A 15,683-nucleotide genomic window follows, 5' to 3' on the forward strand; every position below is an offset into this window, starting at 1 on the left:
GATCAGCCACGGTGGCGACGACCCCGACGCCGGGGCGAGCCGCATCGCGGCGCCTGGAGCTGCGCCGCGGAGCACTGCCGCCATCGAGCCCCGTGCGCACCGGAGGTCCCGGGTGCCTGCCTGGTCAGCGACCGACACCCGCCGGCGCCGCCCTGGGCACCGCCGGTCCGTGCGTGGTACAACTGACCGAGTGCTCGCTAGGTTTGCCGATCTCAAAGGAGAGACGGGATGACGATCTCCCACATGACAGGCGCAGCGCCGGACCGACGGGAGCGCACCCGATGAGAGCGATCTTCGTGCTCTTCGACACCCTGAACCGGCGGTTCCTCCCGCCCTATGGAGCCGAGGGCGTCCATGCTCCCAACTTCGAACGGCTCGCGGCACACACCGTGACCTTCGACAACTGCTATGCGGGGAGCATGCCCTGCATGCCCGCGCGCCGCGAGCTGCACACCGCCCGGTACAACTTCCTGCACCGGTCCTGGGGTCCGCTGGAGCCGTTCGACGACTCGATCCCCGAGATGCTCAAGCAGGCCGGAGTCCACGCTCACCTCGTCACCGACCACCAGCACTACTGGGAAGATGGCGGCGCCACTTACCACAACCGGTTCTCGACGTACGAGTTCTTCCGCGGGCAGGAGGGCGACGCCTGGAAGGGGCAGGTCGCCGATCCGGTCGATCCGGAAGGTCCGCGGCGGCTGCGACACCAGCTGTGGCGGCAGGACCTCGTCAACCGGCAGCACCTGCAGGACGAGAAGGACCACCCGCAGACGCTCACCGTGAACGCGGGGCTGGACTTCATCGAGACGAACCACCGCGACGACGGCTGGTTCTTGCAGATCGAGTGCTTCGACCCGCACGAGCCCTTCTTCTCCTACGACGAGCATCGTCGGCACTACAGCGGGCTCTCCGACTACACCGGTCCCGTGTTCGACTGGCCGGACTACCGCCGGGCCACGGAGGACGCGGACGTCGTCGACCACGTCCGCGACGAGTACGCCGCCCTGCTGACCATGTGCGACGCCTCCCTCGGCAGGGTCCTCGACACCATGGACCGGCACGGCATGTGGGACGACACGATGCTGATCGTCGGCACCGACCACGGTTTCCTGCTGGGCGAGCACGGCTGGTGGGGCAAGAACGTGCAGCCCTGGTACGACGAGAACATCCACACCCCGCTGTTCGTCTGGGACCCGCGTACGCGGGTCGCGGGGGAGCGGCGCGACGCTCTCGTGCAGACGATCGACATCGGGCCGACGCTGCTCGACCACTTCGGCGTCGACAAGACCGAGCGCATGCAGGGCAACAGCCTGTCGAGCATCATCGCCAGCGACCAGCCCGGTCGCCCGGCCGGTCTCTTCGGCGTGTTCGGCGGACACGTCAACGTGACGGACGGCCGCTACGTCTACATGCGAGCGTGCGCGTCGCCGGAGAACGCGCCTCTGCTCGAGCACACGCTGATGCCCACCCACATGTCCTCGCGGTTCGACGTCGCCGAGCTGGCCGACGCCGAGCTCGTCGGCCCCTTGCCCTTCACCCGCGGAGCCCCGGTGCTGCGCCTGCCAGGTCTGCCGTTCGGCAACCCGTACGCCTTCGGGACCGTCCTGTTCGACCTCCAGGACGACCCCGAGCAGCAGCGCCCCATCCTCGACGACGCCTTGGAGCTGCGGATGATCGAGATGCTGCTGGACGGCTTGCGCGACTCGGACGCCCCCGCATCGCAGTACGAGCGGTTGGGTCTGCCCGAGACCGGGCACGCCGGCCCAGAGCACCTCCTGGCCGCACAGCAGCGGAAGCTCTACGACGACGCGCGCGCCCCGCTGCCCGGCGCTGCCGCCTTCCGGGACGGGTTCCCGTCGGTGAACAGCGAGCTGTCCGAGCTCATGGCCGTGCCGGGCATCCGCACGATGCTGATCGACCGGATCGGCGTCGCGGTCGCCCACCTCAGCCGCGTCCTGCCGGGCAGCACACTGCTCGACCTCGCCGCCTTCACGCCGTCTCTGCGCGCCCGTGAGCTGCACGCGCTCGACGACGCCCTGTCGACCGTGCCCCCAGTCGCCTGACCCCGGGAACAGCGAGCCGGTCGCTGCTCTCACTGCGACAACCCCCGATCTCCGCCTCTCCTGACTGCGAAGGCACGGTGCCCTGTGACGACTCCCCACGACCCCCGCCTCGCCGATCTGCTCTCCCGGCTCAGCCTCGACGAGAAGGTCCTGCTGCTCACCGGCGGTGACTTCTGGTCGACACGCCCCATGGAGAAGATCGGTCTCCGCCGCATCGTCGTCAGCGATGGACCGTCCGGCGTGCGGGGAGCGCGGTGGGACGAGCGCGACCCGTCCGTGAGCTTCCCCTCCGCGACGTCGCTCGCCGCCACCTGGGACCGCGACATCGCCCGCCGCTACGGCGCAGCCTCGTCCAACGAGGCCAGGCGGAAGGGCGTGGACGTCATCCTCGGACCGACCATCAACCTCCACCGCTCCCCACTGGGCGGCCGACACTTCGAGGCCTTCAGCGAAGACCCGCTGCTCACCGCCGACCTCGCGGCCGCCTACGTCAAGGGAGCTCAGGACAACGGCGTCGGCGCCTGCCCGAAGCACTACGTGGCGAACGACTCCGAGACCGACCGGTTCACCGTCGATGTCAGAGTCGACGAGCGCGCGCTTCGTGAGGTGTACCTGTCCGCGTTCGAGAAGGCCGTCGTCGAGTCGCGGGCATGGATGGTGATGAGCGCCTACAACTCCGTGAACGGAGCGCGAGCGACGGAGAACGAGCTGCTCGAGACTCCACTGAACTCCGAGTGGGGGTTCGACGGCGTCGTCATCAGTGACTGGGGCGCCGTGCGCAGCGTCAACAGCGCGAAGCACTCACAGGACCTGGCCATGCCGGGGCCCACGGGCAGCTGGACAGACACCCTCGTGCAGGCGGTGCGCCAAGGGGTGGTCGAGGAGTCGGCCATCGATCGCAAGGTGCTGCGGCTGCTGACGCTCGCCGCCCGGGTGGGCGCCCTCCAGGGCTTCGACGCCGAGGTCCTGGCGCCAGCGCACGTGGAAGAGGCCGTCGCCTTCACCCGCGAGGCCGCCGCCGCCGGGACCGTGCTGGTCCGCAACAGGGGCGTGCTCCCCCTAGCGACCGCCGGCATCCGCTCGATCGCGGTCATCGGCCACAACGCACGGTTCGCCCGCATCCAGGGCGGTGGGTCGGCCACCGTCCTCCCCGAGAGCGTCGTGTCACCCCTCGACGCGGTCACCGCGAGGTTCCCCGACGCGGAGATAACGTACGCCGCGGGCGCAGTGGTCCACGATGGCGTGGCTGAACTGCCGCTCGAGCGGCTCGAGAACCCCGTGACGGGTCAGCCTGGCGTGCGTGTCAGCTTCCACCTGGGCGAGGAGGAGCTGTTCGCCGAGGACCGACGCTCGACGGCTCTCGTCTGGATCGGCGGAGACGCCCCGGTCGGCTCGAGCGACCGCGTGCGCATGCACACGCGGTACACGCCTGAGACGACCGGCGAGGTGCTGTTGGGCGTCAGCTCGGTCGGTCCGGTGGCGATCACCGTGGACGGGCAGCATCTGCTGAAGGACGTGATCCATCCGGTGGGCGACGACCTGGGGGCAGCGCTCCTCGCGCCTCCGGCGACGTCAGCCCGACTGCGGGTCACCGAGGGACGCCCCATCGAGGTGGTCGTGGAGAAGTTCGCGGGATCTGCCACGTTCGACGGGGCCCTCTCGGTGACGTTCGGACTCGTGCCCGACGACAGCGCCCCCGAGGAACTGCTCCAGGAGGCCGTCGCCGCAGCGGCCTCCGCCGATCTCGCCGTCGTGGTGGTGGGCACCAACGACAAGGTGGAGTCAGAGGGCTACGACCGCGACTCGCTCCAGCTCCCGGGTCGGCAGGACGCGCTGGTCGCGGCCGTCGCAGCCGCGCAGTCCAGGACCGTCGTGGTCGTCAACGCCGGAGCGCCGGTGGAGCTGCCCTGGCGCGACCAGGTCGCCGCCGTGCTGCTCACCTGGTTCGGTGGCCAGGAGTACGGCAACGCGCTCGTCGATGTGCTCGTCGGAGCGGCCGAGCCCGGCGGGCGCCTGCCGACGACGTGGCCGCAGCGGCAGGTCGACGTGCCTGTTCTCGAGACCACACCCTCCGGCGGGGTGCTGCACTACGACGAGGGCATCCACATCGGGTACCGGGCCTGGCTCCGCGCAGGGGCCGAGCCCGCGTACCCCTTCGGTTTCGGTCTCGGCTACACCACGTGGGAGACGGCCGTCCACTCCGTGACGCCTCACGTGACCGCTGGGGGCGAGGCGGTGGTGCGCGTGGAGGTGCACAACACCGGACCGCGTCCTGGCAAGCACGTCGTCCAGATCTACGCCGCTCGCCCCAGCAGCGCGATCGAACGCCCCGAGCGCTGGCTCGTGGCCTTCGACACCGTCGAACTGGATGCCGGGGACACCACGACCCTCGACCTGGTCGTCCCAGCCCGCGCGTTCGCCCACTGGAAGGACCGTGAGTGGTGCTACGAGCCCGGAGTGTTCACCCTGCTCGTGGCCAGATCAGCGACGGACGTCGACTCCAGCGTCGAGATCGAGCTGGTGTGACGGGTCGGCACCGAGGGCGCCCTACCCTCCGACGGGGCGGGCGCGCCAGATGCTGTTGGACGACCGCGGAGTGCTGGCTCAGGCTTCCGCGGCCCGGCCATGCCGAAGAACCCCCCTGTCGACAGAGGTGATGATGACGGAGCCCAGCGACTCCTCCTCCTGCTGCGCCCCCCGCTCCCCCGCCGCAGCTCGGCGGCAGCCCGCCGCCGTGGCGTCGTCCGCAGCCGGGTGCCACGACGTGGAACAGTGCGAGGTTCCCGCAGGGACCTTCGCCATGGGGGACGCCCAGGGCGATGGGCGTCTCCGCGACGGTGAGCGGCCTGTCCACCTGGTGGAGCTGGACGCGTTCTCCATCGACGCCACGACCGTGACCGTGGCCGACTTCGAGCGGTTCGTGGCGGCGACCGGTCACCGCACCGAGGCGGAGGAGTTCGGGTACTCCGCGGTCTTCCACCTCGTGGTGCGTGCTGCAGCCGGTGACGTCGTGGGGTCGGCGCCGGGCACACCGTGGTGGCTGGGGGTCAGAGGAGCCGACTGGAGGCACCCCGAGGGGCCGGAGTCTGACGTCGTCGGCCGCGAGGACCACCCCGCCGTCCACATCAGCTGGCACGACGCACAGGCCTACTGCGCCTGGGCCGGCCGGCGGCTGCCCAGCGAGGCCGAGTGGGAGCGCGCGTCGCGCGGCGGGCTGGAGAGCGCCCGCTACCCCTGGGGCGATGAGCTGCACCACGCTGACGGCTCCTGGCGGTGCAACATCTGGCAAGGCACGTTCCCCACCCTCAACACCAAGGACGACGGGTGGCTGACCACCGCACCCGTGCGCTCCTACGAGCCGAACGGCTACGGCCTGTGGCAGACCGTGGGCAACGTGTGGGAGTGGTGCGCGGACGCCTACTCACCGCACGCCTACCGGCAGGCTCCAGCGGGCGCTGCTGCAGCGCAGCCTCGCGGACCCGAGTCCGGTGCAGTCCGCTCCCTCAGGGGTGGCTCCTACCTGTGCCACGACTCGTACTGCAACCGGTACCGCAACGCCGCGCGCTCGTCGAACACGCCCGACTCCTCGATGGGCAACGCCGGGTTCCGGACGGTAGCGCTGTGACGCCGGAGGAGGCACCGCGCCGCTTCCCGTCCCGGGTCTACGGCGTGGGCCAGGAGCCAGATCCTCGCTTCAGCCTCGCCAACGAGCGGACCTTCCTCGCCTGGATCCGCACCTCCCTGGCGCTCATGGCTGCTGGCGTGGCTCTGGAAACGCTTTCCCTGCCCCTGCAGCCTGACCTGCGCCTGGCGGCGGCGCTCGTGCTGATCGTGCTCGGGCTGCTCGCGCCTGCACAGGCGTGGTGGGGATGGGGCCGTGACGAACGAGCCATGCGCCTGGGCCAGCCGCTGTCGGCGCCTTGGTTGAATGCCCCCCTCGTGCTGGGCTGCGCGACCACCGGCGTGCTGGTCGGGCTCGCCGTGCTGCTGCGATGACTAGGGCCGAGCAGGTCTTCGACCCCGGGCTGCAGCCGGAGCGGACCGCGCTCGCCTGGCAGCGCACCGCCCTGGCTCTGACCGTCGGGGCCCTCGCTGGCACTCGGCTCCTGGCCCCTGTCGCCGGGGCGACCGCTCTGGCCGTCGGCGCCGTGGGCATGACCCTCGCGTTCATGCTGTTCGCTGCGGCCAAGGTGAGGGCCCGGCGCGTGCAGGAATCGCTGCTCCGCCAAGGCCACCTGGTCAGCGCCCCCGGAGGGCTCCTCGTCGCGCTGACCGCCACCGGCTCGTTCGTGATCGGGGTGTCGGCACTGCTGCTCGTCCTCGACCGGAGCGGCCTCCGTTCCTGACTCCCCCATTGGTCGGTGTTGAACGGCCCCAGGACGACGTCGCCCTGGTGCTCGGCGATGGTGTCACCGGTGATCAGCACGCGGTGGGCAGGCAGATGCAGGGCGATGCTGCCCGGGGTGTGACCGGGAACGGCGATCACCACGGCGCCGCCGGCGAGTCCAGGACGTCTCCGTCGCCGACCTCCTCGTCGACCGGGCAGGCCGGCGCCGGGGCCAGGTCCGCGGCGACGACGGCGTGCAGCCGGGCCTCCGCTCCGGTGAAGACCGGCGGCCCCGGTGCCTCGCCGCGGACGAAGGTCGCGTCGCCACGGCCGACGAGGACGCTGGCGCTTCCCCAGGCGGCGCCCTCGGCGGCAGAGCCCGCGTGGTCGTCGTGGAAGTGGGTCAGCACCACCCGTCGCACGTCCTCACGCCGGTGGCCCAGCCCCTGCAGGGCCGCGGTGATCGCGGGGCCGCTGCCGGGCGGCCCGGTGTCCATCAGGGTGATGCCGCCAGGGTCCTGCCACAGGTAGGCGTTGCTGATGCCCAGGCGCAGCAGGTGCAGGCCGGGAACCACCTCGACGACGTCCGTGCCGCGACGCTAAGGCTCAGCGTGACACCATCCGGGCCCGTTTCGCTGTCAGGAGATCCGCTCCCGGGTGGTGCGCCTCAGGCAGCGAGGGCGACCTCGCCGCGACTGGTGACCAGCCGCGGGGTGCGCCAGCGCGCGAGCTCCAGCTGCGCGGCGACCAGAAGGTCGACGAGGTCCAGGCCCAGCGCCCGGCAGATCGCGGCCAGCACCTCCGAAGAGGGCTCCTTGCGGCCGCGCTCGACCTCGGACAGGTAGCCGATCGACACCCCGGCGGCCTCCGCGACGTCCCGCAGGGTCCGGCCCTGCTCCTGCCGGGCCTGGCGCAAGCACTCACCGATCACCCAGCGCAGCAGCACCAGGCCACCTTGGACCGCGCCCCGCCCCACGTCCACCCACGGAGCCGAGGGCGTGGACCGAGGATCCCGAGACCGCTTCGACCACCACGGCGCCGTCCGCAACGGGATCCCCTGCCGGGGGCGACCCGGTCCTCGCCGATCCGTCACCGGCGAGCGCCGGCGGCCCACGCACGTCCCCCAGCGCTCGCGGCGCGCAGGGCGCCACCCGCAGCAGGCGCTCCTGCTGGCGCCCCTCAGGACCGGGCGCCCCCACGTCAGCCCGGCAGGTCGACCCCGGTGAGCTTCGCGCAGGCGGTGAGCAGGCCCTCCTGCACCTCCTCGCGCGAGGCGGCCGGGTGGGCCTGCTGCTCGCGCTGGCGCTTGAAGTACCGCCCGGTCACCGTGGCGGCCGGGTCGTCGCTGGTGGCCAGCCACACCTGCGTGGCCGCGCCCTCGGGCAGCTCGTCGGTCGCCGACGGCCCGCCCATCCGGGTCTTGATCCACCCGGGGTCGACGGCGTTGGAGAGCACCGAGGGCCACCGGCGCGCCACGGCGAAGGCCAGCACGACGTCCCACAGCTTGGAGTCGCTGTAGGCCTGCATGCCGTTCCAGGGGCCCCGCTCGTGCTGCAGGTCGTCCAGGTCGGGACGACCGTTCGCCTCCAGCCCGGAGGTCAGGTAGACGAGCCGGGACGGCGCGGGCACCAGTGCGGTGAGGAGGTAGGGAGCCAGCACGTTGACCTGGAAGATCCGGGACAGCCCGTCCTCGGTGACGGCCCGCTCGCCGGAGCCGCCCACCCCGGCGTTGTGGATGACGGCGTCCAGCGGCGCGCGCTCGGCGACCGCCTCCGCCAGGGCCCGGGTGGAGGCGAGGGAGGTGAGGTCGCCGAGCACGACGCCGTCGGCGCCCGGCACGGCCTCGACGGCCTCGCGCCCGCGGGCCTCGCTGCGGGCGTGCAGGAGCACCCGGTGGCCGGCGGCGACGAGGTCTTGGGCCGTGCGCCGGCCGATGCCGTCGCTGGAGCCGGTGACGAGGACGTGCAGGGGTGAGGGGCTCATGGAGCCACCCTGCGGTCAGTCGTCGTCGTCGTCCACCCAGTCCAGCGTGCGCTGCACGGCCTTGCCCCACTTGCGGTAGGTGCGGTCGCGCTCGGCCGGGTCCATCGCCGGCTCCCACCGCTTGTCCTCGGCCCACTGGGTCGACAGCTCGGCCTCGTCGGCCCAGAACCCCACGGCGAGGCCGGCGGCGTAGGCGGCGCCCAGCGCCGTGGTCTCGGCGATCTTCGGCCGGACGACCGGCACGTCGAGGATGTCGGCCTGGAACTGCATGAGCAGCTCGTTGGCCACCATGCCGCCGTCCACCCGCAGCTCGGTGAGGTCGACGCCGGAGTCGGCGTTCATCGCGTCGACCACCTCGCGGGTCTGGAAGGCCGTCGCCTCCAGGACCGCGCGGGCCAGGTGGCCCTTGTTGACGTACCGGGTCAGGCCCACGAGCGCGCCGCGGGCGTCGGAGCGCCAGTGCGGGGCGAACAGGCCGGAGAACGCCGGGACGAAGTAGGCCCCGCCGTTGTCGTCGACGCTGCGGGCGTGCTCCTCGATCTCGGCCGCGCTCCCGATCAGCCCGAGGTTGTCGCGCACCCACTGCACGAGCGAGCCGGTGACCGCGATCGAGCCCTCCAGCGCGTAGACGGGCTTGCGGTCGCCGATCTTGAAGCAGATCGTCGTCAGCAGGCCGTTCTTCGACGACACGGCCTCCTCGCCCGTGTTGAGCAGCAGGAAGTTGCCGGTGCCGTAGGTGTTCTTGGCCATGCCGCGCTCGAAGCAGACCTGGCCGAAGGTGGCCGCCTGCTGGTCTCCGAGCGACCCGGCGATCGGGACGCCGGCCATGAACCCGGCCTTGCGGCCCCGGCCGTACTCCTCGGAGTTGGAGCGGATCTCCGGCAGCATCGCGACCGGGATGCCCATCTCCGCGGCGATGTCCTCGTCCCAGGTCAGGGTGCGGTAGTCCATGAGCATCGTGCGCGAGGCGTTGGAGACGTCGGTCAGGTGCTGGCCGCCGTCCGGGCCGCCGGTCATGTTCCACAGCAGCCAGGAGTCGATGGTGCCCATGAGCAGCTCGCCGCGCTCGGCGCGCTCGCGGGCGCCGTCGACGTGGTCGAGGATCCAGCGCACCTTGGGGCCGGCGAAGTAGGTGGCCAGCGGCAGCCCGACCTTCTCCTTGTAGCGGTCGGCCCCTCCGCCGAGGTCGCCGAGCTCGGAGATGATCCGGCCGGTGCGGGTGTCCTGCCACACGATGGCGTTGTAGATCGGCTTCCCGGTCTTCCGGTCCCAGACCACGGCGGTCTCGCGCTGGTTGGTGATGCCGACGGCGGCCAGGTCCGAGGCACCGATGTTCGCCCGGGCCAGCGCCTGGCCGGTGACCTCGCGGGTGTTGTCCCAGATCTCGGCGGCGTCGTGCTCGACCCACCCCGCCCTGGGGAAGATCTGCTGGTGCTCCTTCTGCCCGACCCCGACCACGGCTCCCGAGTGGTCGAAGATCATGCAGCGGGTGCTCGTGGTGCCCTGGTCGATCGCGGCGATGTGCTCGGCCACCGGAGTGCTCCTTCGGGTCGGGTTCTGGGCGACGGGGGTCAGGCGACGACGCGGGCCAGCAGGCCCGCCAGCACGGCGCCGATGATCGGGCCCACGACGGGGACCCAGGAGTAGCCCCAGTCGCTGCCGCCCTTGCCGCGGATCGGCAGGACGGCGTGCGCGACGCGGGGGCCGAGGTCGCGCGCGGGGTTGATGGCGTAGCCGGTCGGGCCGCCGAGGGAGGCGCCGATGCCGACGACGATGAGCGCGACGGCCAGCGGCCCGGTCTCCGTGGGGGTGTTGCCGAGGATGAGGACGAGGTAGATCAGCACGAAGGTGGCGATGACCTCGGTGACGAGGTTCCAGCCGTAGCTGCGGATCGCCGGCCCGGTGGAGAACGTGGCCAGCTTCTCGCCGGGCACGTCGTGGGCGTCGTAGTGCTGGCGGTACACGAGCCAGGCGAGCACCGCACCGAGGAAGGCCCCGAGGAACTCGCCGGCGAGGTACACGAGGGTCGTGGTGAAGGTGACGTCGACGCCCTCGGCGTAGGTCTCCGAACCGGACACCCACAGCCCGATCGTCACGGCGGGGTTGAGGTGCGCCCCGGAGCGGTAGGCGGCGTAGACGCCCGCGAAGACGCCCAGCCCCCAGCCGAAGCTGATGAGCAGCCAGTCCGCGCCCCGCCCCTTGGTCTCCCGCAGCAGGACGTTGGCGACCACGCCGATGCCGAAGAGCAGGAGGAGCGCGGTGCCGATGACCTCTGAGACGAAGACCTGACCGAGCGATGGATCCACAGCCGCCTCCACGGCTCCCTCCGCACCGGGCCCCGTCGCCCAGCGCGCTGTCCAGCCGCTGGGGAGCAGTCCTACTCTTGAGCGACCACCCCCGGCAAGGGGGAGTCGATCACGGGCCGGCCCGGACGGGCGGCTCGTGGAGCGGAGGAACCGTGAGCCACCACGACGACGCCCTCGGGCCCGAGCAGCGGTCCCGCGCCTGGGACGACCTCGGCGCAGCGCCCTTCGACGTGCTCGTCGTCGGCGGCGGGGTGACCGGCGCCGGGGCCGCGCTCGACGCCGCCACCCGCGGCCTGCGCACCGCGCTGGTCGAGCAGCGGGACTGGGCCTCGGGCACCTCCTCCCGATCGAGCAAGCTCTTCCACGGCGGCCTGCGCTACCTCGAGCAGCTCAACTTCGCCCTGGTGCACGAGGCGCTGCGCGAGCGCGAGCTCATGCTCACCACGATCGCGCCGCACCTGGTCAAGCCCGTCTCGTTCCTCTACCCGCTCAACCACCGCTTCTGGGAGCGGCCCTACATCGGCGCCGGGATGGCGCTCTACGACGCGATGGCCGGGCTGACCAGCACGCGGGCCGTCCCGCTGCACAAGCACCTGACCCGCTCGGGCGCGCTGCGCCTGGCCCCGGGGCTCAAGCCGCACGCCTTCAAGGGCGCCCTGCGCTACTACGACGCCCAGGCCGACGACGCGCGCCACACGATGACGGTGGTGCGCACCGCGGCGCACTACGGCGCCGTCGTGCGCTCCTCCACCGAGGTGGTGGGGCTGCTGCACGAGGGCGACCGCATCGTCGGCGCCACCGTGCGCGACGTCGAGAGCGGCGCCACCCGCGAGGTGCACGCCCGCGTCGTCATCAACTGCACCGGCGTGTGGACCGACGACGTCCAGCACCTGGCCGGGGGCCGGGGCCGCTTCCACGTGCGGGCGTCCAAGGGCGTGCACATCGTCGTGCCGCGCGACCGCTTCGCCAGCGAGACCGGGCTGATCCTGCGCACCGAGACCTCGGTGCTCTTCTTCATCCCGTGGGGCACCCGCTGGATCATCGGCACCACCGACACCGACTGGTCGCTGGACCGCGCCCACCCGGCGGCCACCCGCGCCGACATCGACTACATCCTCGAGCACGCCAACCGGGTGCTGACCACGCCGCTGACCCACGCCGACGTGCGCGGCGTCTACGCGGGGCTGCGCCCGCTGCTGTCCGGGGAGTCCGAGGGCACCAGCTCGCTCTCGCGCGAGCACGCCGTCGCCCGGCCCCAGCCGGGGCTGATCTCCATCGCCGGCGGCAAGTACACGACCTACCGGGTGATGGCCAAGGACGCCGTCGACGCCGCCCGCGAGGACCTCGGCGCCGGCGTGCCGGACTCGGTGACCGCGCGGGTGCCCCTGGTCGGCGCGGACGGCTACCACGCGCTGGTGAACTCCCTGCCCCACCTGGCCGAGCGGCACGGGGTGCCCCAGTGGCGGGTGCGCCACCTGCTCGACCGCTACGGCTCGATGGCGCTGGACGTGCTCGCCCTGGGCGAGGCCGACCCCTCGCTGCTCGAGCCCCTCGAGGGCGCCGAGGACTACCTGCGGGCCGAGATCCGCTACGCCGCCACGCACGAGGGCGCCCTGCACCTGGACGACCTGCTGGCCCGACGCACCCGGATGTCGATCGAGTACTCCCACCGGGGCACCGCCGCGGCCCGCGCGGCGGCGTCCCTGGTGGCCGACGTCCTCGGCTGGGACGACGCGCGGGTCGAGGCCGAGGTGCGCTCGTACACCGAGCGCGTGGAGGCCGAGCGCGCCTCCCAGGAGCTGCCCGACGACGAGGCCGCGGACGCCGCCCGGCGGGCAGCACCGGACTCGCGCCCGATGCTGGTCACGCAGACCGGCTGACCCGGCCGGGCCGGTCAGGTGGGCTGGTACGGGGAGACGACCACGCCCACCCGCTGGAACTCCTTGAGGTCGGAGTAGCCGGTCGTGGCCATCGCCCGGCGCAGCGCCCCGATGAGGTTCGTCGTGCCGTCGGCGGTGCGCCCGGGGCCCAGGAGGATCTCCTGCAGCGAGCCCACCGTGCCGACCTGGACCCGCTCGCCGCGGGGCAGCTCGGGGTGCGAGGCCTCCGGCCCCCAGTGCCAGCCGCGCCCGGGCGCCTCGGTCGCCCGGGCCAGCGCGGCGCCGAGCATGACGGCGTCCGCGCCGCAGGCCACCGCCTTGACCACGTCGCCGCTGCGACCCATGCCGCCGTCGGCGATGACGTGCACGTAGCGGCCCCCGGACTCGTCGAGGTAGTCGCGCCGCGCGGCGGCCACGTCGGCGACGGCGCTGGCCATCGGGGCGTGGATGCCCAGGGTCGCCCGGGTGGTGTGGGCCGCGCCGCCGCCGAAGCCGACGAGCACGCCCGCCGCACCGGTGCGCATGAGGTGCAGGGCCGCGGAGTAGGTGGCCGCTCCCCCGACGACGACGGGCACGTCGAGCTCGTAGATGAACTGCTTGAGGTTGAGCGGCTCGCGCCCCTCGACGGCGACGTGCTCGGCGGAGACCGTGGTGCCGCGGATGACGAAGAGGTCGACCCCGGCATCCACCACGGTCTTGTACAGCTGCTGGGTGCGCTGGGGGGTCAGCGCGCCCGCCACGACCACCCCGGCCTCGCGCACCTGCGCGAGGCGCTCGGTGATGAGGTCCGGGTCGATCGGCGCGGCGTAGAGCTCCTGCATGCGCTGGGTCGAGCGCGCCGGGTCCAGCGTCGCGATCTCGGCCAGCAGCGGCTCGGGGTCGGCGTAGCGGGTCCACAAGCCCTCGAGGTCGATCACCCCGAGGCCACCCAGGCGGCCCAGCGCGATCGCCGTGGCCGGCGAGACGACCGAGTCCATCGGCGCCGAGAGCACCGGCAGGTCGAAGGTGTAGGCGTCGATCTGCCAGGAGACCGAGACCACCTCGGGGTCGCGGGTGCGCCGGCTCGGCACGACCGCGATGTCGTCGAAGGAGTACGCGCGGCGACCGCGCTTGCCCGCGCCGATCTCGATCTCGGTCACACCAGCTCCTGTCCGGGGGCGGCCTCGGGGCCGCCGTGCGTCTGCGGGCGCGCTGCTCGCGCGGTGGGGGCCACCTCAGTGGCCGGTGTAGTTCGGGGCCTCGAGCACCATCTGCACGTCGTGCGGGTGGGACTCCTTCAGCCCGGCGGAGGTGATCCGCACGAAGCGGCCCCGCTCCTTGAGCTCGGGCACCGTGGAGGCGCCGGTGTAGAACATCGACTGGCGCAGGCCGCCGACGAGCTGGTGGGCGACCGCGGCGAGCGGGCCGCGGTAGGCCACCTGGCCCTCCACGCCCTCGGGGACGAAGAGCTCGGCGGTGGCCACGTCGTTCTGGAAGTAGCGGTCCTTGGAGAAGGAGCGCGCGCCGGTGCGGGTCTGCTGGGCGCCCAGGGAGCCCATCCCGCGGTAGGTCTTGAACTGCTTGCCGTTGACGAAGACCAGGTCGCCCGGGCTCTCCTCGCAGCCGGCCAGCAGCGAGCCGAGCATCACGGTGTCCGCGCCGGCGACGAGCGCCTTGGCGATGTCACCGGAGTACTGCAGGCCGCCGTCGCCGATCACCGGGACGCCGGCCGGCGCGCACGCCTGGGCGGCCTCGGCGATGGCGGTCACCTGCGGGACGCCGACGCCGGCCACGACCCGGGTGGTGCAGATCGAGCCCGGGCCGACGCCGACCTTGACCCCGTCCACGCCGGCGTCGACCAGCGCCTGGGCCGCCGCGCGGGTGGCGACGTTGCCGCCGACGACGTCGACGTGCGCGGCCGCGGGCTCGGCCTTGAGCGCCCGGACCATCTCCAGCACCGCCTTGGAGTGGCCGTGGGCCATGTCGACGACCAGGACGTCGACCCCGGCCTCGACCAGCAGCATGGCGCGCTTCCAGGCGCCCTCGAAGATGCCGATCGCGGCGGCGACGCGCAGGCGGCCGGCGTCGTCCTTCGTGGCGAGGGGGTACTGCTCGCGCTTGACGAAGTCCTTGACGGTGATCAGCCCGCGCAGGCGGCCCGCGTCGTCGACGAGCGGGAGCTTCTCGACCTTGTGGCGCGCCAGGAGCGCCATGGCGTCCTCGCCGGAGGTGCCCACCGGGGCGGTGACCAGCGGCATCGGCGTCATCACCTGGCCGGCCGTGCGGGTGCGGTCGGTCTCGAAGCGCAGGTCGCGGTTGGTGACGATGCCCAGCAGGTGGCCGTCCTCGTCGACGACCGGGACGCCGGAGATCCGGTAGTGCCCGCACAGCGCGTCGACCTGCTCCAGGGTGGCCTCGGGCCCGCAGGTCACCGGGTCGGTGACCATGCCGGACTCCGAGCGCTTGACGAGGTCGACCTGGGCCGCCTGGTCCTCGGGCGAGAGGTTGCGGTGCAGCACCCCGAGGCCGCCCTGGCGGGCCATCGCGATGGCCATCCGCGACTCGGTGACGGTGTCCATCGCGCTGGACAGCAGCGGGATCGCCACCTCCACGCGCTTGGACACCCGCGAGCGCGGGTTCGCCGCGCTGGGCACCACGTCGCTCTCCCCGGGCAGGAGCAGCACGTCGTCGAAGGTGAGGCCTGTGGTGCCGAACTTGTCGGAGAGCGCGTCGTGCGTGCCGGTCACCCGGCCCATGCTAGCCGCGCGGCGCCGACCCCCCTGACGCGCGCGGGGCGTCCCTGTGCCCGTCAGACGGGCACAGGGACGCCCCGTGCGCGGTGAGGGCGGGCGTGGATCCACCCACCGCCGCGGGCGTCGGAGGTCAGCGCGGGGTCAGCGCGGGATCCGTGCGGGATCAGCGCGGGGTCAGCGCGGCGTCACTGCACGACGCCGAGCCGGAAGCCGCGCGCGACCGCCTGGGCCCGGTCCGCCGCCTCGAGCTTGCGGAACAGCCGGCGGGCGTGGGTCTTGACCGTGTCCTCGGAGAGGAACAGCTCCTTGCCGATCTCGGCGTTGCTGCGCCCGCGGCCCATGCCGGTGAGCACCTGCAGCTCGCGCTCGGTCAGCGCGGGGGTCGCGCCGGC

Annotated in this window: 14 protein-coding genes and 1 pseudogene; 6 read left to right on the top strand and 9 right to left on the bottom strand. The window is 72.7% G+C overall.

All coding sequences use genetic code 11. The features are described from left to right. Positions 1-281: 281 nt before the first annotated feature. The 5 genes from AC5FZL_RS02000 (at position 282) to AC5FZL_RS02020 (ending at position 6,409) form a co-directional block, all read left to right on the top strand. Entirely contained in the window at positions 282-2,063 is a 1,782-nt protein-coding gene (locus tag AC5FZL_RS02000; protein ID WP_493616893.1) for a sulfatase, read from the top strand. Positions 2,064-2,147: 84 nt separating this feature from the next. After that, on the top strand, positions 2,148-4,589 hold the full coding sequence (locus tag AC5FZL_RS02005; RefSeq protein ID WP_493616894.1) for a glycoside hydrolase family 3 C-terminal domain-containing protein: 2,442 nt from the start codon (positions 2,148-2,150) through the stop codon (positions 4,587-4,589). A gap of 133 nt (positions 4,590-4,722) precedes the next feature. Next, positions 4,723-5,688, top strand: a complete 966-nt coding sequence (locus AC5FZL_RS02010; protein ID WP_493616895.1) for a formylglycine-generating enzyme family protein — start codon at positions 4,723-4,725, stop codon at positions 5,686-5,688. Further along, positions 5,685-6,059 carry a YidH family protein gene (locus tag AC5FZL_RS02015; RefSeq protein WP_493616896.1) on the top strand — a complete coding sequence of 125 codons (375 nt, stop codon included), beginning with the start codon at positions 5,685-5,687 and terminating at the stop codon, positions 6,057-6,059. The genes AC5FZL_RS02010 and AC5FZL_RS02015 overlap by 4 nt, the downstream gene beginning before the upstream one ends. After that, positions 6,056-6,409 (top strand): DUF202 domain-containing protein, encoded by a 354-nt coding sequence (locus AC5FZL_RS02020; RefSeq protein ID WP_493616897.1) that lies wholly within the window; start codon positions 6,056-6,058, stop codon positions 6,407-6,409. Before AC5FZL_RS02015 ends, AC5FZL_RS02020 begins: the two co-directional genes overlap by 4 nt. An 86-nt stretch (positions 6,410-6,495) precedes the next feature. Here the strand turns inward: AC5FZL_RS02020 and AC5FZL_RS02025 are convergent. The 6 genes and pseudogenes from AC5FZL_RS02025 to AC5FZL_RS02050 form a co-directional block, all read right to left on the bottom strand. Then, a pseudogene (locus tag AC5FZL_RS02025) lies at positions 6,496-6,552 on the bottom strand (hypothetical protein); the annotation flags it as partial. Further along, the gene (locus AC5FZL_RS02030) at positions 6,546-6,965 is read right to left on the bottom strand and encodes an MBL fold metallo-hydrolase (RefSeq protein WP_493616898.1); all 420 of its coding nucleotides are present in this window, start codon (positions 6,963-6,965) and stop codon (positions 6,546-6,548) included. The pseudogene AC5FZL_RS02025 and the gene AC5FZL_RS02030, both read right to left, overlap by 7 nt. Positions 6,966-7,057: 92 nt before the next feature. Beyond that, positions 7,058-7,372 (bottom strand): helix-turn-helix domain-containing protein, encoded by a 315-nt coding sequence (locus tag AC5FZL_RS02035; protein ID WP_493616899.1) that lies wholly within the window; start codon positions 7,370-7,372, stop codon positions 7,058-7,060. A gap of 218 nt (positions 7,373-7,590) precedes the next feature. Continuing rightward, entirely contained in the window at positions 7,591-8,373 is a 783-nt protein-coding gene (locus AC5FZL_RS02040) for an SDR family NAD(P)-dependent oxidoreductase (RefSeq protein ID WP_493616900.1), read from the bottom strand. A gap of 15 nt (positions 8,374-8,388) precedes the next feature. Next, positions 8,389-9,906, bottom strand: coding sequence for a glycerol kinase GlpK (glpK, locus tag AC5FZL_RS02045; protein ID WP_493616901.1), 1,518 nt, complete (start codon positions 9,904-9,906; stop codon positions 8,389-8,391). 38 nt (positions 9,907-9,944) lie between these two features. Continuing rightward, positions 9,945-10,679, bottom strand: a complete 735-nt coding sequence (locus tag AC5FZL_RS02050) for an MIP/aquaporin family protein (RefSeq protein ID WP_493616902.1) — start codon at positions 10,677-10,679, stop codon at positions 9,945-9,947. Positions 10,680-10,831: 152 nt separating this feature from the next. On the opposite strand from AC5FZL_RS02050, the gene AC5FZL_RS02055 reads away from it, so the two are divergent. After that, entirely contained in the window at positions 10,832-12,559 is a 1,728-nt protein-coding gene (locus tag AC5FZL_RS02055; protein ID WP_493616903.1) for a glycerol-3-phosphate dehydrogenase/oxidase, read from the top strand. Between the two features lie 14 nt (positions 12,560-12,573). On the opposite strand, the gene AC5FZL_RS02060 is transcribed toward AC5FZL_RS02055, so the two are convergent. From AC5FZL_RS02060 to AC5FZL_RS02070, 3 genes are all read right to left on the bottom strand, one after another. Then, on the bottom strand, positions 12,574-13,698 hold the full coding sequence (locus AC5FZL_RS02060) for a GuaB3 family IMP dehydrogenase-related protein (RefSeq protein WP_493616904.1): 1,125 nt from the start codon (positions 13,696-13,698) through the stop codon (positions 12,574-12,576). A gap of 75 nt (positions 13,699-13,773) precedes the next feature. Next, a complete protein-coding gene (gene guaB / locus AC5FZL_RS02065; protein WP_493616905.1) occupies positions 13,774-15,294 on the bottom strand; it encodes an IMP dehydrogenase in 1,521 nt (506 codons plus the stop codon). A gap of 182 nt (positions 15,295-15,476) precedes the next feature. Continuing rightward, on the bottom strand, positions 15,477-15,683 hold a 207-nt coding region (locus tag AC5FZL_RS02070; protein WP_493616906.1), incomplete at its 5' end, for a response regulator transcription factor.

Source organism: Quadrisphaera sp. DVD1, assembly GCF_058932755.1.